This is a genomic window from Oceanobacillus sp. Castelsardo (assembly GCF_001659985.1).
Classification (GTDB): Bacteria; Bacillota; Bacilli; order Bacillales; family Amphibacillaceae; genus Oceanobacillus.
Window position 1 is genome coordinate 493,305 of sequence record NZ_LYCS01000002.1, and the last position, 20,006, is coordinate 513,310.

Below are 20,006 nucleotides of genomic sequence, written 5' to 3' on the forward strand. Positions count from 1 at the left end.
ATTCAAACTCAGATATCGTACAGTAATTAAGATTAATAAAGAAGACTTGATTCAGGTGGAGTTTTACGCCACCTGAATCTTAGTCGCCCTTATTTCGAAGCTTGGCGTTACTAAAATCAAAAAATAACCGGAGGAAACATCATGAATAAGTGGATTATAACTTGTGCAATGGGTATTTTAACTATATTACTTTATCTTGACCTTCGTTTCCAAGGTCAAATTTATAAATGTTTACCTGAAAAATGGAAACAACGTATTTCTACTTTGGTTTGAAGAGATGAAAAAGGGAATCTTACTTGAATTTAAGATTTCCCCTTATTCCTCTTCAACTCTTTTTCATATTGTTCCCGCACCATTTCCGCAATATCGGTTTCAGACATCGATTCAATATCCGTTTGATAACTTAACTTTTCACAAACTTTTATATATGCAAATGCCAAGCTAGTTGTAATAGTGGAGGCAACCGCACCATTAATGAGCCCACCTGCCACTGTACCTACACCAGGAATAAACTTAAGTAACTGTCCGACCAATGCCCTTCCAGTAAGAGTCGCAACACTTGTCCCAGCCAATGCGGTAACAATTGTTTGTATTAGAGAACGTGATCGTGGAAAACCAAAAATATTAGTGATTTTTGTAATTAAGGTGACCTGTATCCCAGACAAAACTACAGCATCGGAAAACGGAATTGGGGTGAACCCGGCCCCAAACGAACTAGCAATGAAACCGGTCGACCACTTTTTTGCTTCTTTTACCTTCAAATCAATATTTGTTTTTTGCGCGTTAACAAAAGCCCTTTTCGTTGCATCTGGTAAGGCATCGAAAGTGACATCAACAAGGTTGTTTAGTCCATAAGCAGGAATTTCTATATTATTGATAATTCTTTTAGGAGCTGCTAGCAGGCGTACAATACTTTTTACTGGTAATTCCATTTTCTTTAATTGTTCATAAAAAGAGATATCATCACTAAAGCATTGTGTAAGTACAAGTACCACAGGCATTTTCTTGGAGAATAGCTCAATCCATTCGATTTCTTCCTTTTCAATCCGATACGATTCATAGGTGATACAATACCACATGAGATGAATATGGTCATTTATATCTTTACTTTTTTCCCGCTTCTCAATTTCGCTTACAATTTCATTCCGTACTTCTTTTCTAGCAATTTCAGTGAGCTCTAACCCTTTCGTATCAAATAAAGTGACAGGAACTGAATCCTTAGAAATTCTTTGTAAATGTTGTGTGACAGGCTTACCAGTACCTGTTTCGACCATCTTTTCCCGAAAAATAGCATTAATGAGTGTACTTTTACCAACACCCGTTTTTCCCGCTATCATGATGTTTGGCTTCACCATACTGTTATAGTCCGATTCCAGTTCTTTTACAATATCCTTCATATTAAAATTCATACCCGATGATTTTTTCATTTTCTTCTCCCCTTAAAATACCTATTTACTGCTAAAATAAAACGGACTTTTATCTTATTATACCCCAACAACCATAACCACTACTCTTCTGCTGGTTTAAAAATAAAAAAGCAGGGTAAATTAAAACTAAATTTACTAAAAAGGATGTTGACGCGATGGGATTAATTTGGAGTTTAATTGTAGGGGGAATTCTTGGTTGGATTGCAAGTCTCATTGTTGGCAAAGACATACCTGGTGGAATTATAGGTAATATCATTGCTGGTTTTATCGGGGCATGGTTAGGTTCTCTCATACTAGGAGATTGGGGACCTGAAATAGGAGACTTTTATATCATACCTGCACTTATTGGTGCGATTGTTCTTATTTTCATTGTCAGTCTAATTATGAAAGCTGCAAGAAAGTAATTTAAATAAAAAACGGTAATGTGGCAACTTTTCTTCCCATTACCGTTTTTATATTATCGTCCCTTTTCTTCGCGTACCGATACAATTTGAACCTCAGTCCCAAATTCATTACGAATCCTTTTCCTTGCTTCAGCAGGAGTCCTGGCGACTACCCGCTTCAGAAGTTTTTCTTCATCCTTATCTATTGTAACCTGAAAGCATTTTGCCCCACATCTCAATAAAAATCACTCCCTTGTCAAGAACATCTTCCGTTATCCGATAAAATTGGAATCACGCTCCACATTTACCTTCTTCCCATGTTGAATTAGCTATTTCTCCCTTTTCCTTTCATATCGCATAAGCAAAAAACTAAGTAAATACAAAACACTTGTAAAACCAAACAAAACAAATATTCCTGGAATAAAGGCTAAGTAAAAGCTGATTGGCAATGACCAGATAAATGCGATAAACATGAACGCGGGTTTATTTTTGATGGATCCTGAAATTGCTAAAAAGGCCGGTAAAGCTAACAAAAAGAATGTTCTAATTATTGGCTCTAATCCATTTACGTTAGAATAAGGATTGAAAAAATTCAATAAGAACCATAGACTAATGCTAGCAACACCCGAAACGATTCCTATACATACAGCAGCTTTTCTAACTTGAATCACCCTCCAATTTAGGTACTTTAGAATACATACAAATGGTTCCGAACCATGAAAGCACAGTTCACCAAGAGCTGCAATCTATTTTCGAGAACCAGTCCAGTGCGTTAGATGAATAGCGGAAATAAATGCTATTTTAAAAATGCCCATCCTTCAAACAATATTTTCCTTTAATCATATCGTAACCTAAACCAACCATCCAAACCAACTTGATTACATTTCCTGCGAATTCCCCAGAATATTGCCCCGAATCTCCTAATAGAATGTCGATATTTCCCAGGAAATGAAGAAGCCCCCCGAACATTTCCGGAAGGCTCACCATTATAGGTTATTTTTTTAGAATACCTAGTATTCGCTTTAAGGCTAGTGAATAACTTAGTTACTCTTATACAGGCCAACAAACAATTCCAAAAGCTCTGTTGCACTATATACAATTTTATCTGGTTTTACCGAGTTTTCATGAGCTTTCCTTCTTCGGTGGTTCATCCAAATAGCATTCCAGCCTGCTTGTTTAGCGCCAACCATATCATTGTCGAATGAATCCCCGACATAAACCGTCTTTTCTTTATCCAAATCTAGTTTTTCTTCTAATATTTGAAATGCTTTTCCCGTCGGTTTGGCATGACCAATCGCCCCGGAAATAAAGGTGTTTTCTTCAGGTATCCATCTTGCTACATTCAATTGTTTAATTTTCATGGATTGATGGCCTTCCGAACCGTTCGTTAAAATGGCTAACTGCTTTCCTTGCTCATGTAAATATTCTAGTAGTTTTTCAGATTCAGGGAATAAGGTTATTTTTTGTTGTTCTTCGACATATGCTTCTTGAAAATCCAAAGATTCTTGATCTGATATTTCCATACCAATTTCCGCACAGGCATCTTTAATCCGCCGTATATGCATCTCCTTAACGGTCATTTCGCCAGCTTCACATCGGTTAAATAATGCATCACTATATTTTCGACTTATTATATAAAACTCATTTAATTCTTCTTCCGTAAATTCCCTATCAAACATTCTTCTACATGTATTTTTAAAAGACATCGCCTGATCATATAGTGTATCATCAACATCAAAAATAATTGTATCTATATTCATTATCATATCTCCTCCACTATCTATCTTACTAGTAAAAGAGGTTGGCGTATAGATGAAAAATGAAATCTACCTATTCACCTTCCACCTAAAATTCTAGCTATTTTTTGTGGAGGGAGTCCTCTTAGGTTTAATGATAGAGGATGATTTTAATTTTACTATAAATCATTTTTCCTGATAGTAATCTTTTATATAAACTACTCCAACTAAACCAATGACCGAAAATATAACCGGAGTAATAAAACCATAGAAATAACCAGCCCCTACATCACCTACACTTTGATACTGATCCAATATCTTACCAAAAATACCCGGTAACAAAACAGCACTTAGAAATCCACCTGTGTTCGCAAAACCGGAAACAATTCCTGATTCGTTTTCTGGAAAGGATATACGCACTAGAGCAAAGGTTAACGAATTGGATCCAAATGCAAAGCCGATGACAAACATAATAATGACCAAAAACATAAATGGTGGTTTTCCATGAAATAAAAGAATAGAAGACCAGCAGAATAACAAGATGAGATGGAAAACAACAAAAGGACGTTTAATCATTCCTATACGACTGGCAAGCCAACTAAGGAATGGGGCACCAATTAGTGCTCCGACTAAACTAATCATAATGAGTTGACTCGCATCTGTACGTGATAAGCCATATATCTCCATCCCATATGGTACTGCCCATGAACCAATTAGTCCTAAGTACGCTCCAACGACACCAAAATGAGATAGAAATATGGCCCAAGCTTGCCGGTTCGATAAGATTCTCTTTAATACGAGCCATGTATTTTCACATTGCATCCCTCTTTTTTCAAATAATGGTTTATTTGGTTTTTTCACAAGAACAAAATAAAGAAGAACTCCACATAAGCACAATAAAATTCCCGCTAAAAGAAACGTCTTTCTCCAACCAACGAAAACAATAAATGTGGAGAATGGAACGGTCGCTAGCAAGAAACCGAGACTTCCGGACATACCCGCCACACCAATTAGTCGAGTAAATTCCTTAGCATTGAACCATTGGCCTAAAATCAACACCAAATTCACCCAGACTGTCGCATCGCCTATCCCCGTCAATATTCTTGCAAAAAAAAGTGTAAACTCATGAGTACCTAAACTATATATAATAGTTCCCAAACCCGTCAGTATCGCACCGGCAATAAGAAAAAAATTCGGTCCATATCGATCCGCCAAAATACCCATAGGGATTTGTAGAGCTGTGTACACAAAAAACTGTATACTTGTTACCAACCCAATCGTTGTTGCCGTTACACTAAAATCAGCCATTAACTGGTCCGTAATTAATCCTGGGGCTGTTCGCTGACTAGACATTAATAAATAGGAACATAATACAGAAGCAAATACAATCCATCTAAATTCCCCATTTTGTTTATCCATTGATATCTACCCCTGTGCTTTTACACTATGTATATGGTTTTTCTTGATGGCGGGAACATTTTTTTCAAAAGAAGAAAAGTAAATATTATATAAAATCCTGTTATTATTACTGTGCTTTTAGAATAGCTGCTTTCTTCCTTTTTTCACATCTTCCTTTTCGAGGAATACAATATGTCAAAAAGGATGATAAAAATGCCTATACCTTTACCAGTAAATGTAAGACCCTATAAGATTCAAGATGGCCCAAAAATACAAGTAATCTATCCACAAGTTGATTACCCACGGGATAGAAATTTCGAATACTTGATGAATCAAACGTTTGTTCAAGAAACACAAAAGCTAATTAACGAACAGGTTGAAGAAATGTCAACAAAGGTTGTCGAAATGGATGGTGCTTTTGAAATAAAAAATAACCAACGAAATGTCCTAAGCATAACCCTCTCAAACTACACGTACCATCATCAGGCTGCAAATGGCCTTACTTTATTAAGGTCCGTAACATTTGATCTAGAAAAAAAGAAGCGCTGCAATTTAAAAGATCTTTTTAAACCTGGAAGTGATTATATTAATAAACTATCAAAAATCATTCATAAACAAATTAAGGAACGCGACATCCCAATTATTACTGAATTCACTAAAATTGAGCCTAATCAATATTTCTATATAGCTGACAAAACACTTGTTATCTACTTCCAGCAAATTGAGTTAACCCCGCATTATTTTGGTTTTCCAATGTTCCCAATTTCTGTATATGATATTCAAGATATTATTGATGAAAATGGTCCACTCGGAAGAATGGCTACGAATTCTTAAAAGACACCTCAACATCGTGGGAATAATATAGTTGATGATTATTTTTGATTGAAATGGAGGTATTATATGGTATGACAAATTTTATGTCTTTTCAGGGGACTGTAACGATGATCAATGACTTGTATACAGGTCAAAATGGAATGAATGAAGGTTGTTCTAAATTAATATCCGTTGAAAATAGTTCAGGTGCCATCGTAAATTTTGTCGTAACACCTACCACTTATTTTGTAGACCATGTAATGGTAACGATAGGTGATTGGGTGACTGGATATTATAACGGGGATGCACCTGCCATTCTTATTTATCCTCCACAATATAACGCACTTGTTATGGTAAAAAATAGCCCAAAACAGAATGTAAAAGTAGATTATTTTAATAGCCAGTTAATCAGTAGTGATGGACAATTACAATTAAATATCTCACCGTATACTCCTTTATTATTGACAAATGGACAATTATTTACCGGAAACCCGGGAAATCGTGATTTAATTGTAGTGTACGGACCCACCACTAAAAGTATCCCAGCCCAAACTACTCCTTATCAAATCATTGTTTTGTGTTAGGGTCTTAATAAAAACTTAAATAATTTAATATTAAAAAAACGTTCGCATGGAGACTTAACCGTTAGCAACGAGGTAGTTTCCATTTTGAACGTTTTTTTAATATTTGTTGTGATGCAATATTTCTCCTACTTATCGCGTCTTCTTAAATAATAAATATAAATGATTGGAAAAAGTCCACAAATAAATAGGATTGCACCTATCATAATGCCATTAACTGTGCTAAAGCCATCTGTGAGCACCACTAAAATCCCAACAACAATAGAGATAAGTAAAAGCACAACAAGTGAATTGATAAAACTCTTTTTTGGAGATTTCTCGCTCGCTTCGTAATCTATACTAATGCTCATGGATAAATATGCAGAAATTATTGTTGTCAAAATAAAAACAAACCATAAAGGATTTTCTGTCATTCCATCTATTCCTTTTGTTACGAAGTCATACCCTAATATCCCCAGAATGCCAATGGTTTGGATAATATATGCAATTCTAATGTTATTTAGATTTTTTAGAGCTAAGCGCTCATCCTTTATTTTTTTCACTTTTCATCGCTCCCCTTTTCCTTCCAAAATAGTTCATCTAATGTTTTATTAACGGCATAACAGATTTCAAGACATAATTTTAAAGATGGATTATATTTTCCTTTTTCAATAAGACTAATCGTTTGACGAGTGATACCAACTTTTTCCGCTAATTGTTGTTGAGTTAAGTCAACTTGAACACGGGCAATCTTTATTTTATTTTCCAATGATATAATCTACCTCCTCACAAGGATTGTAACATATAAATTACATAATTCAATATATATATTACATTGCGAATTTTATTTAATCAGTACTTTTAATAGATTAAGCTAATAAAAAAATAGAAAAGTAAATTTTTTAGTCATTATTTTTTAAAAAAGTGTTGAAAAACAACTTAACCATGTGTATATTGTACATAAAGTATATATACAATAATATTTTTATCCATAAGAGAGGTTTTTGCATGCAGATTATCATTTCGAATAATTCGAAAGGCCCCATCTATAAGCAAATTTATGCTCAAATAAAGAAACATATTTTAACGAATGAATTACAGCAAGGACAATCCCTTCCTTCCATGCGTCAATTAGCAAAGGATTTGGATATAAGTGTTATTACGACCAAGCGTGCCTATGAAGAACTAGAGAAGAATGGATTCATTTATTCAGTTGTGGGAAAAGGTTCTTTTGTATCGGAGCAAAATAATGAAATGATTAAAGAGAGGAAAAGGAAAGTAATAGAAGAGCAATTAGTTACCGCCATTCAAAATGGTAAAGAAATTGGGATCAATCTTAATGAATTAAAGGAATTGCTTACCATGTTATATAGGGAGGAAGAATGATGATGGAAAATGTAATTGAATTACAACATGTACATAAATCATTTGATGGCTTTCAACTAAATAATCTTTCCATGACTATTAAAAAAGGTTTTGTAACTGGGTTTATCGGTGGAAATGGTGCAGGGAAATCAACAACGATTAAACTGATGATGAATTTATTACAACCTGATAGAGGAACGATTTCGATATTTGGGTTGAATTATAAGGATCATGAAAAAGAAATAAAACAGCGGATTGGTTTTGTATTCGATGAAAATATTTTTTATGAAAATGTAACATTAGCGGAAATGAAAAAGATTATAAAACCAGCCTATGTCAATTGGGATGACAATCTATTCCATTATTATGTTAAAACATTTGAACTGCCACTAAATAAAAAGATTAAATCATTCTCCAAAGGAATGATGATGAAGGCTTCGCTAACCATAGCTTTATCACATCATGCGGAATTAATTATTATGGATGAACCTACGTCGGGGTTAGATCCAAGTTTTCGTCGAGAATTATTAGATATACTGCACAATCTCATGCAAGACGGAGAAAAAACAATCTTTTTTTCTACACACCTTACAACAGATTTAGACCGTATTGCAGATTATATTACGTTTATTCACAAGGGTAAACATATTTTCACAAAGGAAATTTACCAAATTGAAGAAGAGTATGCCATCGTTAAAGGAGGAATCGAGTTATTAGACAAAGATACGGAACGGGAATTTATATCGATTAGAAAATCCAATCATGGTTTTGAGGCATTAACAGCAAATAAAACACGTGCAGAAAATATATTTGGTGGAATGGCTTTGATTGAGAAGCCAACTCTTGAAGATATTATGTTCTATACAAAGAAAGGAGAGGAGCACTATGTTTAATTTAATACGGAAAGACATTGTATTACACAAAAAAACATTAATGATTTTGTTACCAATTTTACTTGTATATTTATTGCTAGGCACTTCATCCATCTGGGTAGGTATTGTATTTTGTATTGCAATCATAATGGGTGTTTTTTCAAGCGATGAAAAATCTACTATCCATATTTTACTAAATTCCCTACCCTATACCCGAAAACAAATTGTCAGTTCAAAGTACATAGGAGTATTTCTTTTTACTTTTATCGTTGTTTTTACCATTTTTATTGGAAATTTAATGATACATAGAGAAATAATACCATGGGAAGACTTATTATTTATTTTTGGTATTGTAATGGTTTTAACTGCACTGGCCTTTCCATTCTCTTATAAATTTAAAAGTCAGTACTTGTTAGTAGCTTCTCTCGTTTTATTTGCAATTTATATGATCATTGTAAATCTTTTTATCAAAAACTTGAATGATAGAATTCGAGAATTTGTGCAAGCATTACTAAATTTACAAAGTCATCAATTATATTTGTCGATTGGATTTTCGGTTATTGCTTTATATGTATGTTCATGGCTTCTGTCGATTCGTATATATAAAAATAAAGTGTTTTAAGAGATAAATCATTTAGTAAAAAATAAAAGGAGAACTGTCTTATGCCAGAAAAACGTAAAATTAGTCGTCCTGTTCGAATGTGTAGTTGGATTCTTCCCCTTGGGATATTTCTCGGTTTACAATTAATTATTCTCCTCATAGATAGTTCACCGTGGATACTCCATTTTCGAGATGGGACATTATTTGATAGACTATTAAATTCTAAATTTTTCACGGAATGGTTTACTCCATATAATACACCGGAGTGTAATGTACTTACCATATTGTTTGCCATAATTTTACTCCCGGAAACTCTAATCAATGCAATCGAAGACATTAAATCCAGAAGACAAACCAATTAACTTAAATTAAATTAATCTTCTTAGTGGATTAGAGGAGTTTCTCTTGGGAAAACTATAACTCTACATAATAATTTCCGATAAAATGGTGTCTTAATTGATGAGCTTTACAGAAATAATCAAACTTGTTTATAAAAGGATGATCCATTAAGAGCATGTTTTAAAGGCAAACTTTTTCCAAACATGCTCTTTCTCCCTAACATTACCTGTTACTACCTCCCCTATATCAGGTCGTGTGTTGTCATTTTATCTAATTCTCTTTTTCTTTTCTCATGGAGAGACTTTCTACCGCGACTCCATTCTGCTATAAGGAAAAGCATTCCGATTAGTAGAATAAGGATATAACCAATCGTACTTTCAAGACGGTTTGTTACAAATGTCCATGTTAAATACACAAAATAAGCTACCGGCATAATTGCCCCCCAAAAAATACTATTCCTAGTCGAAAAAAAGTAATGAACTGCCAATACACCTACAATAATAAAAATTCTATAAAAATCAGCCATTATTTCTCGTCCCTTTCTTGTTTATATTTTTCGATAATCATTTTTGCATCCTCAAGACTTATACGATCATCAATCGAAAGACTTTTAATAAATTTGATAAATCCCTCATTCTCTACCGCATCATTAATTTTTATTTTCTCGATTAATCGATCCAGTTTTATTCTTACGGTTGGATATGAAACTTCATAAATCTTTGCGATTTCTTTCAAAGAACCAGAATTTAGAATAAACTTTTTAATGAATTCCAGATCTTCATTTTCCAAAGACAGAATCCAGTTTGGTACATCTTTGATATCCACATAATTCACTCCTTTCCCTATTTCAATATTAGCTTAACATAATTCTTAATAATATGAAACAAAAACTAAATTTTATTAAAAATATTTTATAAATTTTTTTAACTTTTATAAGAATACTTGTTAAGACAACTTCATCTTGACTTTAAGTTTCAGCAAAATTATAAGTAAAAAAAACAAAGTGCACCCTTAAATAAGGTGCACTTTGATTGAAGAAAAATAGCTCAATCTAATTTCGAGCTATTTCCTGTGTTTAATTATAAAGTGAAACTTCATTCTGTGGGGTTTCAACGCACAGGACGTGCTAGTACCGTCGCCTGAGAGAAACCTTTCCGGTGGTGCGTGGATCTCATCCGTTAAACTAACTTATATATCAATCTCTTTAATCACTTTAGCCGGATTACCACCAACTACAACATTGTCCTGTACATTTTTAGTAACTACTGCACCGGCTGCAACAACAACATTATTACCTATCGTTACTCCTGGACAAATTACCGCACTACCACCTATCCATACATTGTTCCCGATAGTAATCGGTTTTGCATATTCTATACCTGAGTTACGTTCGGTTGGATGAAGAGGATGTGTTGCAGTGTAAATTTGTACACTAGGTCCAAGCATGCAATTATCCCCAAACCGTACTTCACATACATCTAGAATGGTGCAGTCAAAGTTTGCATAAAAGTTTTCACCTACGTGAATGTTATAACCATAATCAAATCTTATATTGGGCTCCATATATAGGTTTTCTCCCGTTGAGCCAAGTAATTCCTTTAATAGAGTTGTTCGTTTTTCCCCTTCTGTTTCTAACGTTTGATTGTATATTCTAACTTTGCACCTTGCATCCTTACGTTCCTTTAATAAAATTGGGTCAGCAGGATTATACATTTCACCAGCTATCATTTTTTCTTTTTCCGTTTTCATTTTTTAAAATCCCCTTCTTTCATACATCAATAGCTTGATTAAATAATATCATGAGATGAACTTGTTTTAATAGTTAATGAGGTACACTTTTATAAGTAAGCTGACATTGTGTTTTTTGCCAGTTAATCCTTCTTTGGTTTCTTTACTCCACACCTCCCCAATGATAAAGTAGAGAGTGGCATCTTGATGGAAGGGAAATTAATTATGAATACGTTAAAATGGAATAAAACAGTTACTGAATACCTTTATATTCTTATTGGCGCTACGATTGTTGGCTTAGCCTATAATATATTCTTTCTCCCCTCGAAACTTGCAGCCGGAGGAATATCTGGGGTTAGTACCATTCTTTTTGAAATGTATGCCTGGAGCCCAGCCATGACACAAGCGCTCATTAATATTCCCATCTTTTTTATCGGTTGGATTGCAATTGGAAAGGACTTTAGTTTGAAATCATTGGTTGGAACGTTTTGGGTTCCTTTTATTATCTTTCTTTCAACGGATATCCCGCTAACGGTTACCAACCCATTTCTGGGAGCTTTATATGGTGGGATTATACTTGGCGTGGGACTAGGAATCGTTTATAAGGGCAATGGCTCAACGGGTGGCACAGCTGCAATTGCGCAAATCGTGAAAAAGTTCACTGGGATTTCAAGCGGGTATTCTCAATTTATCGTGGATGGGCTTGTCGTAATTGGATCCATAATTGTTTTTAACCTGGAGCTAACATTATTTGCCCTGTTAACGATTTACATTTGCGGAAAAGCAATTGATTTCGTACAATTACGCACATCCGCTACAAAATTAATTCTAATTATTACAGAAGAAGAGGAAAAAATCCAAAACCTTATCCATAAAAGTATTGACCGTGGATTAACAAAGGTACGTTCTGTAGGGGGCTATACAAATCAAGATAAAACGATGATTCTCTGTGTTACAGAACAACAGGAAGCAGTCCAGCTCAAAAAGCTACTACAAAAAGAGGTACCATCCACATTCGTCATTTTCGTAAATGCATCTGAAATTTTGGGTCGTGGATTCTCACTCGATAAGTATTATGGTCAGAAGCTGTAGAATCTAATTTAAAATAACTGGATTTCGCTTTGGGAGATAAGGTGAAACTTCAATCAGTGGGGGGTTTTCTTTTCATCCCCCACTGAACGGATTTCACTTTATTATATTACTTTCTGACCTTTTCATTTTTCTCCCTATATGAACTAACATATATTCCGCCATATCTTCTCTTTCGTTGCCGATATTCTTCCAATGCTTGTAGAAATTCCTTCTCTGAAAAGTCTGGCCATAGTATATCAGTGAACCAGAACTCCGTATAAGCCAACTGCCATAGAAGGAAATTACTCAAGCGTTTTTCCCCGCCAGTGCGAATAAGCAGATCAGGCTCTGGCATACCAGCCGTGTATAAGTATCCTGAAAGTTGCTGTTCATCCAGTTCATCACAGGACAATTTCCCAGCATTTACATCCACAAGAATTTCTTTCACGGCATTCAGAATCTCATTTCTACTTCCATAGTTGATCGCAATATTCAGTTGAAGCCCATCATTGTCCCGGGTACGGTCGATTGCATACTGGATGGCTTCACGTGTAGAGTCTGGAAGATTTCCTATATCCCCAATCGCCACCATACGCACATTATTGGATATAAGGTCAGACAAATAATGATGGAGAAACTCCTTAGGAAGTCTTAATAAAAAGTCTATCTCAATCTTAGGACGCTTCCAGTTTTCCGTAGAAAATGTATAGAGTGTTAGAACCTTCACCTTGTATTTGACTGCTGCCTTGACAGCTTTTACAACGGCAGCTACCCCTTCATTGTGACCAGCAACTCTCGGCATGCCCCGCTTCTGGGCCCAGCGACCATTTCCATCCATAATGATAGCGACATGATCAGGCATTTTACCTTCCGTATAATGGGAGGATTCTTTTGGTTTTATATTGAAAAAAGGAATTTTCATAAACATGTTTTTTCCCTTCATAATATTGTTTTCTCTAACTACTCTCAGCATTGTCCGGGAATGAAGACAGAATGGAACATTATTAGATCACTTATCATCCCTATGAGTGCCGGTACGAAGATAGTTCCACTTCATTCCGCTACTCATCATGTCTATGAGTGGCGGTATAAAGATAGTTCCACCTCATTCCGCTACTCATCATGTCTATGAGTGGCGGTATAAAGATAGTTCCACCTCATTCCGCAACTCATCATGCCTATGAGTGCCGGTACGAAAATAATTCCACTTCATTCCGCTACTCATCATGTCTATGAGTGGCGGTATAAAGATAGTTCCACCTCATTCCGCAACTCATCATGCCTATGAGTGCCGGTACGAAAATAATTCCACTTCATTCTGCTACTCATCATGTCTATGAGTGGCGGTACGAAAATAATTCCACTTCACTCCGCTACTCATCATGACTATGAGTGCCGGTACGAGGATAAACCCAGCCCATTCCGTCACTCACCAAGGCTAACAGAGAAGAATCCGCATCATTTGAGCATTCATCAAGGAGTTTTTGAATAGAATCATTTGTCGCCTTCTGAACTCCATATTGCAATTAAAATGGACCAGTCTCTACCCTCGAAGAATTTTCCCTTTCACCTGTTTCAAGGTTGCCACAATAAGAAAGCTAACAATCACTAATAAGACCCATGAACTCACCTTTCCTAAATGAACGAGACTCCAAGCATCCGCTTGGTTTGGATATTCCCATGCACCAAAGAATGTTGCGATATTTTCGGCTATCCAAATAAAAAATCCGATGAGAACAAAAGAAAGTGCGATGGGCATACGATAACAAGTCCCACCAACCTCGTAGGTGACCCAAGATTTCCAAAAAACAATCATGACAAGTCCGGCTAACCAATAACGGATATCTATCCAATAATGATGGGTGAAAAAGTTTAAGTAAATCGCAGCTGCAAGAGGAACAACCATAAAAAAAGGTGGCCACTTAACCAGATCAATTTTTAATCTTCTCCATGCCTGACAAAGATAACTCACAACACTTGCATACATGAATCCGCTGTATAATGGAACTCCGAAAACTTTGAAATACCCTTCCTCGGGATAAGCCCAGGAGCCCATATGTACTTTGAATATTTCTAGTGCAAGTCCGATCAAGTGAAACAAGGTAATAACCTTTAATTCATCACGTGTCTCCAGTCCAGAACGCACCATCCAAATTTGCATCAAAAGAAAAATAAGGAGTAACCAATCATAACGGGGTAAAAATGGTAATGGAATCATTTGTGTAATCGCCAAAGAAGAAAATATAACAACAGGAAACAAACACGATAAGGCCTGCTCCCAACCAAATCGAACGAGTTGTTGGAATGCTCCAAGGATTTGTGCCTTGAACGTTTTTTTCTGAGTATTATTTTGAATGGTTATATTCATAGGTAACTCCCCTCCTTTTCCTTTCCGGTGACTGATCTATTATCCTTCTGTTTCTTCATCACTTTTGTATTCTAAAATATCCCCTGGTTGGCAATCCAATGCCCTACAAATTGCCTCCAAAGTGGAAAAACGAACCGCTTTTGCCTTGCCATTTTTCAATATTGAAAGGTTTGCCATTGTTATTCCGACTTTCTCCGATAGTTCTGTGACGCTCATTTTCCTTTTTGCTAACATTACATCAATATTAATTATTATCGCCATACTACTCACCTCAAACCGTTAATTCATTTTCAGATTGGATATCAATTGCTTCTTTTAATAGTTTTTGAAGAACAGCAGCGAATACAGCGATTACTACGGAAGCAAAAATAGGGAGCATCCCAATAATGATAAGACCTGGAGCATCATCTAGCTCTGCTACGACATAAACAAAAGGCAAAATGACCACATATAAACCACTAATTGTAATTGCACAGAATTTGATGTTTTTTAAAGCCTTAACAGACAGTTCAGAGAAGGCTTGGCTCCTATCAATATAGCTTAAAAGTTTAAAAGCCTGAGACAATGCAATGAAATATGGTATGACCGTTACATATATACAAATTACAATCGGATATAGTATATGGGCATAATCGGGATTGGCCGGATTATTAGTTAACCAAGTTAGACCAAATATGCCCAAAGCTAGAACTGGTATTCCCAGAAGAAAAACAGCTATTTTTAAAAAGAATGTTGAAACTTGCTTCATAATAAACACCTCGCTAAATTATTTCCAAATTGATATTAACACGTTATTTATCGTTTTACAATAAATAATTATTGAATAAAATTATATTTATATTGTAATTAGATTACTTTTTTATTTTGAGTGAAAGACATTCCTTCTTATTACGATGTAGTTATTCTTAGTGCACGAGAAAAAGCCCTACAGTTCATAACCACTGTACGGCTTATAATTATTGTTGGTGGGCCAAATTCTAGAAATGAGGGCGATGCTCCATCTCTAGGTTAATTCTTTTATATACCACGAATCCATAGCACCATGCTCAGAACCATCTAAAGGTTTTTCCAGTTGTTTAAAACCTAACTTACTGTAAAGAAGATTAGCTGTTTTGAGTTTCTCTAATGTTTCTAAGTAACAGTACGAATAGTGCTCTTTAGCAAAATTAAGTGCTACTTTCATCAGTTCCTTCGATAATCCTTTTCCTTGTGCTTCAGGTGTAATGTATAGTTTTTGTAGCTCACATATCCCTTCCTTTTGGCCAAATGGTGCGATACCGACACCACCTACCACTTCATCCTGTTCATTTACCACTACCCAATAGTTCGCATTGGCTTGATTTTTGTAAAACTGTGCTAACCTACTCAGTTCGGGGTCAAAATACGCTGTTCCAGGAATGTTTAATTCAAATGATTCCAAGGAGCGTTTAATAATATGCTCCATTGTTTGATTATCCTTTTCTTCGATTTCGCGAATATACACGGTATTATCCTCCCTATCACATACCTTTATACAAGTAATAGTAGCATATTGGAAAAGGTATTTTAACAGAATCCTCTACAATTCTAATCAAAAAGTACTGGATAATTTGTATGAAAATTCTTTATAAACGATTAACTTTCTATTAACTCTCTATCAATATTTGTCTATTAAACTATAAATGTAATAGATTTTGGAAAAGGAGAGATAAAAAATGTTTAAAAAACTAGGCACTATAGCATTAAGTGGGGCTCTTGTATTTTCCGGTCTAAGCTTGGGGACAGCAGATGCCGCAAAACCAGAAAATGCTGGGAAAGGGAAAGGAAATGGAGATAATGGAAAAGTAGAAAATGTGATATATATGATTCCAGATGGTTTTAGTAGTGATTATGCTGCGAATTATCGTGTGTTCAAAGGCGAAGATGCCATTTGGGATAGCCATTTAAAAGGGATGTATACAACGAATTCAGCGAACTCTGACATTACTGATTCTGCAGCTGCTGGTACAGCGATGGCAACGGGGACCAAAACAAATAATGGTGTAATTGGACTTGATACGGATGGTAATAAAATTGAATCGATTCTAGAAGCCGCTGAAAAAGATGGCAGATCATCAGGATTAGTAGCCACTTCAACGGTTACCCATGCTACTCCTGCCTCATTTGCTGCACATGTGGATGACAGGAATAAGGAAACAGAAATTGCAAAACAATTTATTGAAAGTGATGTAGATGTCATCCTTGGTGGCGGAAAAAATAACTTTCTACCAGCCTCTGAAGGGGGAAAACAAGAAGAACTTAATCTACTAGCTCAAGCGGAAGAACAAGGTTTTCAATTGGTAGAGACTCGTGATGAATTAACAAATGTAAAAGATTTAAATGTGGAAGATGGAGATAGATTACTAGGTTTATTTGCCGATGAGGCTCTTGCACCTGAATTACATCGCGGTGATACAAATGAACCTAGTATTGCGGAAATGACAGAGAAAGCAATAGATGTTTTAGATGAAGATAAAGATGGCTTTTTCCTAGTTGTGGAAGGTAGCCAAATTGACTGGGCAGGACATGCTAATGATTCTGCTTGGGCTATGTCAGATGTAGCAGCTTTTGAAGAAGCGGTTGAAAAAGCAATCGAATTTGCTAAAAAGGATGGAAAGACTTTAGTTGTAGTTGGTGGTGACCATGATACAGGTGGAATGACTACTGGAGCAAATGGATCTATGGACTTGAATGCCGATGTATTAAAAAATGTGAAAGCTACAGGAGATTCCATGGCTAGTCAGTTAAACGAAGAACGCTCGAATATTCGTGAAGTAGTAGAAGGGCATACTGGACTTACTTTATCCGAACAACAAGTCCAAACTATTCAAGATGCAGAGGATACTGCCCTAGCAATTAATACTGTCATAAGTGAACATGCAAGTGTTGGTTGGACAAGCACCAATCATACTGGTGTAGATATCCCGCTTTATGTATATGGACCTCAATCACAAAAATTTGTAGGATTCCATGATAATACGGATTTACCAAAAATGATTGCAGAAACGATGAAATTAAAATAGGAAGAATTCCATAAACAGCGCCCCACATGTTAGATGATATCTATCATGTGGGGCGCTGTTACCATATCACTTATCCTATCATTCGTTAATTGTACCGCTTCATTTAATACTTGTTGGACTAAATCCATTAATCACATCACTTAATTCGATACTATAATCTATTAATCCAGTATTAATGCAACTTGCTAAACCTCTCGTACATTCCTTAAAATAATAAACAGGGAAACGGAAATTTAACTCTAACTCTCTGCTTTCCTATCTTTTTTTACTATTTTTCAAAATCCTCATCTACTAAAGGTTTCCCATCTTGGTCCACCATAACGGTTAACCCACTTCCAGCACCGGTATGATTTAACATATACAGGACACCTGTCTCATTATCACGAATAATTCTAAATTGCTCTAGCGTTCCCTGAGTATAAATAACTTCAAAACGTTTTTTATTCATTATTCTACTCCCCCTCTATACTTCTTATATACAAATCGAATTGATAAACAATGCATTACAAAGAAGAATTACTTATCTTCCATTTTTAATTTATCGATATAGTTCTTTCCTTCAATCAATGAAAGACCTAAACTTTCCCTTGCTTTTTTAACAGCTTTTACATCTTTTCCTTCTCTAATTAGTTTACGCAAATCATCATTTACTGGAGGTTCAGATCCTTCCGATAAATTTGCTAATTGATCTAAACTGTATTGTATAGTCTTTATACGACCTTCTAACCGAACTACCTTCATCAACAAAGAAATGACTATAAATACTATTAGAAAAGTTATACTTAATATCGTGTACTCCATTTATTTACATCCTTCCTTTTTACTACTACTTTTTATACGAATACTTGATGAAAAAGTTTCACCTTCACCTCTCCCTTCTGTTACAAATATTACTTAGTGTTTACTTACGAAAGGAACCAAAAAAGAAGATGCGGAAGATATCATTCACAACACCTTTTACAAAGTGTACACACTGCTAGACAATCTGACAGATAGTAACATACGTCCATGGTTCTTTAGTTACCGGAGAATGTTTGAAAACTATCTCTTAAAACACAATATCGACGTCTTTCAAACTATGGAATTATGGAGTATAGAAGCAATCAAAAAGATTGTAATGAATAGAGTGGTTATCACCAGCAGTAGAAACTTGTGTTGAATACGACTAGTGGGCTAAATAAAATAATAGAATCAGCCAGTCAAAACTAAAAGCCAAATTCACTAAATTTGACTTTTTTCAAATTGCTTATTCAAACTCTCATTATAACAATTCCTTATTTTTATGATAGGAACGCCTTAACGAAATGTAATTAGTGATAAACGATATAAAACCAACACTTATTAATAATCCTAACATTCCTGTCCAATCACTTCGATCACCTGGTATACCTACAAAAATTAGGTAAAGCAGCAAATAAATAAAAGCAAAACTACATGTTCTACTATAGATATTTTTTATCTCTTTCTTGTAAGAATGTTCTGTTGCAATATCTGTATATTCCATGCCAGATATTACATACCTTCCCGTTACATAAAAGAGAAATATAGCTATTGCCAGTAATAGTGCAGTTCCAACGTTAATAGTAAAAAAATAAGTACAGATTATCATGATAAGGAGAGAAAGGAAAAGAATTATCGCTCCTTCTGAAAAAAAATACAACATCTTTTTTTCCTTATACTCATCATCTGGCAATAAAAAGGATATCCAAGATTTCATAACAAATTCTCCTCCCAAAATAAATCATCTAACGTTTTATTTAACTCTTTGGCAATTGCTACGCATAGCTGAAGACTTGGATTATATTCTCCTTTCTCAATTAGTCCAATCGTTTGCCTCGTAGCTCCCACTCGTTTGGCTAATTGTTCTTGTGTCATCGACATTTTCATTCGCATTATTTTCACGTTATTTTTCATAAACTCACCTGTTTTATGCAATATATATCTTACTTATGCAATTTATATCTTACATTAACTTTAGAGAAAAGTCAAACTAGTGATATTATAAAAACAGGCCATCGAGGATTACTCAATGGCCAAACTTATATTTATTTTAGATAGTATATAGATTCGTACCCCTTCCCAAATAATGAAACTAGTAGGAATAATCATCCCTATACTCATTTTATTTTACAAACTAATTACTTTCCCTATCCCACTTTTCGCACTTACTTTAGGGAGTTAAGTGCTATCTTGGCAGCTTGTGCAATCAGTGCATCATCATATTCGGCATCTTCCGTTTCATGGCGGGACATAATCGCAATGACGATTATTATGGCTTATACCGTAATAGTTCCCTCTATGGAA

General features: G+C 35.1%; 27 protein-coding genes and 2 pseudogenes. 11 read left to right on the plus strand and 18 right to left on the minus strand.

Annotated features, from left to right (window positions below; genetic code table 11):
* Positions 1-141 precede the first annotated feature (141 nt).
* Positions 142-273, plus strand: coding sequence for a hypothetical protein (locus tag A9178_RS19485; RefSeq protein ID WP_255376711.1), 132 nt, complete (start codon positions 142-144; stop codon positions 271-273).
* Between the two features lie 29 nt (positions 274-302).
* Here A9178_RS19485 and A9178_RS06490 read toward each other — a convergent pair whose 3' ends face one another.
* Positions 303-1,427: a YcjF family protein gene (locus A9178_RS06490; RefSeq protein WP_068673497.1), complete on the minus strand. Its 1,125-nt coding sequence runs from the start codon at positions 1,425-1,427 to the stop codon at positions 303-305.
* Between the two features lie 155 nt (positions 1,428-1,582).
* Here A9178_RS06490 and A9178_RS06495 point away from each other — a divergent pair, with 155 nt between their 5' ends.
* A complete protein-coding gene (locus tag A9178_RS06495) occupies positions 1,583-1,831 on the plus strand; it encodes a GlsB/YeaQ/YmgE family stress response membrane protein (protein ID WP_068673499.1) in 249 nt (82 codons plus the stop codon).
* Between the two features lie 1,019 nt (positions 1,832-2,850).
* On the opposite strand, the gene A9178_RS06505 is transcribed toward A9178_RS06495, so the two are convergent.
* Together A9178_RS06505 and A9178_RS06510 are read right to left on the minus strand one after the other, a co-directional pair.
* The gene (locus tag A9178_RS06505) at positions 2,851-3,570 is read right to left on the minus strand and encodes an HAD family hydrolase (RefSeq protein WP_068673501.1); all 720 of its coding nucleotides are present in this window, start codon (positions 3,568-3,570) and stop codon (positions 2,851-2,853) included.
* A 162-nt stretch (positions 3,571-3,732) separates the two neighbouring features.
* On the minus strand, positions 3,733-4,965 hold the full coding sequence (locus A9178_RS06510) for an MFS transporter (RefSeq protein ID WP_068673503.1): 1,233 nt from the start codon (positions 4,963-4,965) through the stop codon (positions 3,733-3,735).
* 192 nt (positions 4,966-5,157) lie between these two features.
* On the opposite strand from A9178_RS06510, the gene A9178_RS06515 reads away from it, so the two are divergent.
* Both A9178_RS06515 and A9178_RS06520 read left to right on the plus strand, forming a co-directional pair.
* Positions 5,158-5,778, plus strand: a complete 621-nt coding sequence (locus tag A9178_RS06515; protein ID WP_082918119.1) for a DUF3298 and DUF4163 domain-containing protein — start codon at positions 5,158-5,160, stop codon at positions 5,776-5,778.
* A 71-nt stretch (positions 5,779-5,849) separates the two neighbouring features.
* Complete coding sequence (locus tag A9178_RS06520; protein ID WP_068673505.1) at positions 5,850-6,341, plus strand: hypothetical protein; 492 nt, start codon at positions 5,850-5,852, stop codon at positions 6,339-6,341.
* 125 nt (positions 6,342-6,466) lie between these two features.
* Here A9178_RS06520 and A9178_RS06525 read toward each other — a convergent pair whose 3' ends face one another.
* Together A9178_RS06525 and A9178_RS06530 are read right to left on the minus strand one after the other, a co-directional pair.
* Positions 6,467-6,880, minus strand: a complete 414-nt coding sequence (locus A9178_RS06525; RefSeq protein WP_068673506.1) for a hypothetical protein — start codon at positions 6,878-6,880, stop codon at positions 6,467-6,469.
* Entirely contained in the window at positions 6,877-7,086 is a 210-nt protein-coding gene (locus A9178_RS06530; RefSeq protein ID WP_068673508.1) for a helix-turn-helix transcriptional regulator, read from the minus strand. Before A9178_RS06530 ends, A9178_RS06525 begins: the two co-directional genes overlap by 4 nt.
* Before the next feature lie 239 nt (positions 7,087-7,325).
* Here A9178_RS06530 and A9178_RS06535 point away from each other — a divergent pair, with 239 nt between their 5' ends.
* The 4 genes from A9178_RS06535 to A9178_RS06550 are packed head-to-tail and all read left to right on the plus strand — an operon-like array spanning position 7,326 to position 9,517.
* A complete protein-coding gene (locus A9178_RS06535) occupies positions 7,326-7,703 on the plus strand; it encodes a GntR family transcriptional regulator (protein ID WP_068673510.1) in 378 nt (125 codons plus the stop codon).
* A gap of 2 nt (positions 7,704-7,705) precedes the next feature.
* Positions 7,706-8,575: an ABC transporter ATP-binding protein gene (locus A9178_RS06540; RefSeq protein WP_068673670.1), complete on the plus strand. Its 870-nt coding sequence runs from the start codon at positions 7,706-7,708 to the stop codon at positions 8,573-8,575.
* Positions 8,568-9,176 (plus strand): ABC-2 transporter permease, encoded by a 609-nt coding sequence (locus A9178_RS06545; protein WP_068673512.1) that lies wholly within the window; start codon positions 8,568-8,570, stop codon positions 9,174-9,176. Before A9178_RS06540 ends, A9178_RS06545 begins: the two co-directional genes overlap by 8 nt.
* A gap of 41 nt (positions 9,177-9,217) precedes the next feature.
* Complete coding sequence (locus A9178_RS06550; protein ID WP_068673514.1) at positions 9,218-9,517, plus strand: YfzA family protein; 300 nt, start codon at positions 9,218-9,220, stop codon at positions 9,515-9,517.
* 218 nt (positions 9,518-9,735) lie between these two features.
* Here A9178_RS06550 and A9178_RS06555 read toward each other — a convergent pair whose 3' ends face one another.
* The 3 genes from A9178_RS06555 to A9178_RS06565 all read right to left on the minus strand — a co-directional run bounded on the left by A9178_RS06555 (position 9,736) and on the right by A9178_RS06565 (position 11,243).
* On the minus strand, positions 9,736-10,020 hold the full coding sequence (locus A9178_RS06555) for a hypothetical protein (RefSeq protein WP_068673516.1): 285 nt from the start codon (positions 10,018-10,020) through the stop codon (positions 9,736-9,738).
* The gene (locus A9178_RS06560; RefSeq protein WP_068673518.1) at positions 10,020-10,319 is read right to left on the minus strand and encodes a DUF2089 family protein; all 300 of its coding nucleotides are present in this window, start codon (positions 10,317-10,319) and stop codon (positions 10,020-10,022) included. The genes A9178_RS06555 and A9178_RS06560 overlap by 1 nt, the downstream gene beginning before the upstream one ends.
* Before the next feature lie 363 nt (positions 10,320-10,682).
* Positions 10,683-11,243, minus strand: a complete 561-nt coding sequence (locus A9178_RS06565; protein ID WP_068673520.1) for a sugar O-acetyltransferase — start codon at positions 11,241-11,243, stop codon at positions 10,683-10,685.
* Between the two features lie 204 nt (positions 11,244-11,447).
* Here A9178_RS06565 and A9178_RS06570 point away from each other — a divergent pair, with 204 nt between their 5' ends.
* A complete protein-coding gene (locus A9178_RS06570; protein WP_068673672.1) occupies positions 11,448-12,314 on the plus strand; it encodes a YitT family protein in 867 nt (288 codons plus the stop codon).
* 106 nt (positions 12,315-12,420) lie between these two features.
* Here A9178_RS06570 and A9178_RS06575 read toward each other — a convergent pair whose 3' ends face one another.
* The 5 genes from A9178_RS06575 to A9178_RS06595 all read right to left on the minus strand — a co-directional run bounded on the left by A9178_RS06575 (position 12,421) and on the right by A9178_RS06595 (position 16,144).
* On the minus strand, positions 12,421-13,221 hold the full coding sequence (locus A9178_RS06575; protein ID WP_068673674.1) for an undecaprenyl pyrophosphate synthase: 801 nt from the start codon (positions 13,219-13,221) through the stop codon (positions 12,421-12,423).
* 615 nt (positions 13,222-13,836) lie between these two features.
* Positions 13,837-14,661: a DUF817 domain-containing protein gene (locus tag A9178_RS06580; RefSeq protein WP_068673522.1), complete on the minus strand. Its 825-nt coding sequence runs from the start codon at positions 14,659-14,661 to the stop codon at positions 13,837-13,839.
* A 39-nt stretch (positions 14,662-14,700) separates the two neighbouring features.
* On the minus strand, positions 14,701-14,922 hold the full coding sequence (locus A9178_RS06585; protein WP_068673524.1) for a helix-turn-helix domain-containing protein: 222 nt from the start codon (positions 14,920-14,922) through the stop codon (positions 14,701-14,703).
* A gap of 10 nt (positions 14,923-14,932) precedes the next feature.
* Complete coding sequence (locus tag A9178_RS06590; RefSeq protein ID WP_068673526.1) at positions 14,933-15,409, minus strand: DUF2975 domain-containing protein; 477 nt, start codon at positions 15,407-15,409, stop codon at positions 14,933-14,935.
* Positions 15,410-15,664: 255 nt separating this feature from the next.
* Positions 15,665-16,144 (minus strand): GNAT family N-acetyltransferase, encoded by a 480-nt coding sequence (locus tag A9178_RS06595; RefSeq protein WP_068673527.1) that lies wholly within the window; start codon positions 16,142-16,144, stop codon positions 15,665-15,667.
* 211 nt (positions 16,145-16,355) lie between these two features.
* On the opposite strand from A9178_RS06595, the gene A9178_RS06600 reads away from it, so the two are divergent.
* Entirely contained in the window at positions 16,356-17,702 is a 1,347-nt protein-coding gene (locus A9178_RS06600) for an alkaline phosphatase (protein ID WP_068673529.1), read from the plus strand.
* A gap of 268 nt (positions 17,703-17,970) precedes the next feature.
* Here A9178_RS06600 and A9178_RS06605 read toward each other — a convergent pair whose 3' ends face one another.
* Positions 17,971-18,150: a DUF6440 family protein gene (locus tag A9178_RS06605; protein ID WP_068673531.1), complete on the minus strand. Its 180-nt coding sequence runs from the start codon at positions 18,148-18,150 to the stop codon at positions 17,971-17,973.
* A 68-nt stretch (positions 18,151-18,218) separates the two neighbouring features.
* The gene (locus A9178_RS06610; protein ID WP_068673533.1) at positions 18,219-18,503 is read right to left on the minus strand and encodes a hypothetical protein; all 285 of its coding nucleotides are present in this window, start codon (positions 18,501-18,503) and stop codon (positions 18,219-18,221) included.
* A 100-nt stretch (positions 18,504-18,603) separates the two neighbouring features.
* On the opposite strand from A9178_RS06610, the pseudogene A9178_RS18595 reads away from it, so the two are divergent.
* Positions 18,604-18,730, plus strand: a pseudogene (locus A9178_RS18595) (RNA polymerase sigma factor); the annotation flags it as partial.
* Between the two features lie 233 nt (positions 18,731-18,963).
* Here the strand turns inward: A9178_RS18595 and A9178_RS06615 are convergent.
* From A9178_RS06615 to A9178_RS19295, 3 genes and pseudogenes are all read right to left on the minus strand, one after another.
* Complete coding sequence (locus tag A9178_RS06615) at positions 18,964-19,419, minus strand: hypothetical protein (RefSeq protein WP_068673535.1); 456 nt, start codon at positions 19,417-19,419, stop codon at positions 18,964-18,966.
* The gene (locus A9178_RS06620; protein WP_068673537.1) at positions 19,416-19,616 is read right to left on the minus strand and encodes a helix-turn-helix transcriptional regulator; all 201 of its coding nucleotides are present in this window, start codon (positions 19,614-19,616) and stop codon (positions 19,416-19,418) included. Before A9178_RS06620 ends, A9178_RS06615 begins: the two co-directional genes overlap by 4 nt.
* A gap of 251 nt (positions 19,617-19,867) precedes the next feature.
* Positions 19,868-19,969, minus strand: a pseudogene (locus A9178_RS19295) (class A beta-lactamase); the annotation flags it as partial.
* Positions 19,970-20,006 lie beyond the last annotated feature (37 nt).

Coding starts and splice junctions, on each gene's coding strand:
- A9178_RS19485 (WP_255376711.1), top strand. CDS start 142: ATGAATAAGTGGATTATAACTTGTGCAATGGGTATTTTAACTATATTA.
- A9178_RS06490 (WP_068673497.1), bottom strand. CDS start 1,427: ATGAAAAAATCATCGGGTATGAATTTTAATATGAAGGATATTGTAAAA.
- A9178_RS06495 (WP_068673499.1), top strand. CDS start 1,583: ATGGGATTAATTTGGAGTTTAATTGTAGGGGGAATTCTTGGTTGGATT.
- A9178_RS06505 (WP_068673501.1), bottom strand. CDS start 3,570: ATGAATATAGATACAATTATTTTTGATGTTGATGATACACTATATGAT.
- A9178_RS06510 (WP_068673503.1), bottom strand. CDS start 4,965: ATGGATAAACAAAATGGGGAATTTAGATGGATTGTATTTGCTTCTGTA.
- A9178_RS06515 (WP_082918119.1), top strand. CDS start 5,158: ATGCCTATACCTTTACCAGTAAATGTAAGACCCTATAAGATTCAAGAT.
- A9178_RS06520 (WP_068673505.1), top strand. CDS start 5,850: ATGACAAATTTTATGTCTTTTCAGGGGACTGTAACGATGATCAATGAC.
- A9178_RS06535 (WP_068673510.1), top strand. CDS start 7,326: ATGCAGATTATCATTTCGAATAATTCGAAAGGCCCCATCTATAAGCAA.
- A9178_RS06540 (WP_068673670.1), top strand. CDS start 7,706: ATGGAAAATGTAATTGAATTACAACATGTACATAAATCATTTGATGGC.
- A9178_RS06545 (WP_068673512.1), top strand. CDS start 8,568: ATGTTTAATTTAATACGGAAAGACATTGTATTACACAAAAAAACATTA.
- A9178_RS06550 (WP_068673514.1), top strand. CDS start 9,218: ATGCCAGAAAAACGTAAAATTAGTCGTCCTGTTCGAATGTGTAGTTGG.
- A9178_RS06555 (WP_068673516.1), bottom strand. CDS start 10,020: ATGGCTGATTTTTATAGAATTTTTATTATTGTAGGTGTATTGGCAGTT.
- A9178_RS06565 (WP_068673520.1), bottom strand. CDS start 11,243: ATGAAAACGGAAAAAGAAAAAATGATAGCTGGTGAAATGTATAATCCT.
- A9178_RS06570 (WP_068673672.1), top strand. CDS start 11,448: ATGAATACGTTAAAATGGAATAAAACAGTTACTGAATACCTTTATATT.
- A9178_RS06575 (WP_068673674.1), bottom strand. CDS start 13,221: ATGTTTATGAAAATTCCTTTTTTCAATATAAAACCAAAAGAATCCTCC.
- A9178_RS06580 (WP_068673522.1), bottom strand. CDS start 14,661: ATGAATATAACCATTCAAAATAATACTCAGAAAAAAACGTTCAAGGCA.
- A9178_RS06585 (WP_068673524.1), bottom strand. CDS start 14,922: ATGGCGATAATAATTAATATTGATGTAATGTTAGCAAAAAGGAAAATG.
- A9178_RS06590 (WP_068673526.1), bottom strand. CDS start 15,409: ATGAAGCAAGTTTCAACATTCTTTTTAAAAATAGCTGTTTTTCTTCTG.
- A9178_RS06600 (WP_068673529.1), top strand. CDS start 16,356: ATGTTTAAAAAACTAGGCACTATAGCATTAAGTGGGGCTCTTGTATTT.
- A9178_RS06605 (WP_068673531.1), bottom strand. CDS start 18,150: ATGAATAAAAAACGTTTTGAAGTTATTTATACTCAGGGAACGCTAGAG.
- A9178_RS06610 (WP_068673533.1), bottom strand. CDS start 18,503: ATGGAGTACACGATATTAAGTATAACTTTTCTAATAGTATTTATAGTC.
- A9178_RS06615 (WP_068673535.1), bottom strand. CDS start 19,419: ATGAAATCTTGGATATCCTTTTTATTGCCAGATGATGAGTATAAGGAA.
- A9178_RS06620 (WP_068673537.1), bottom strand. CDS start 19,616: ATGAAAAATAACGTGAAAATAATGCGAATGAAAATGTCGATGACACAA.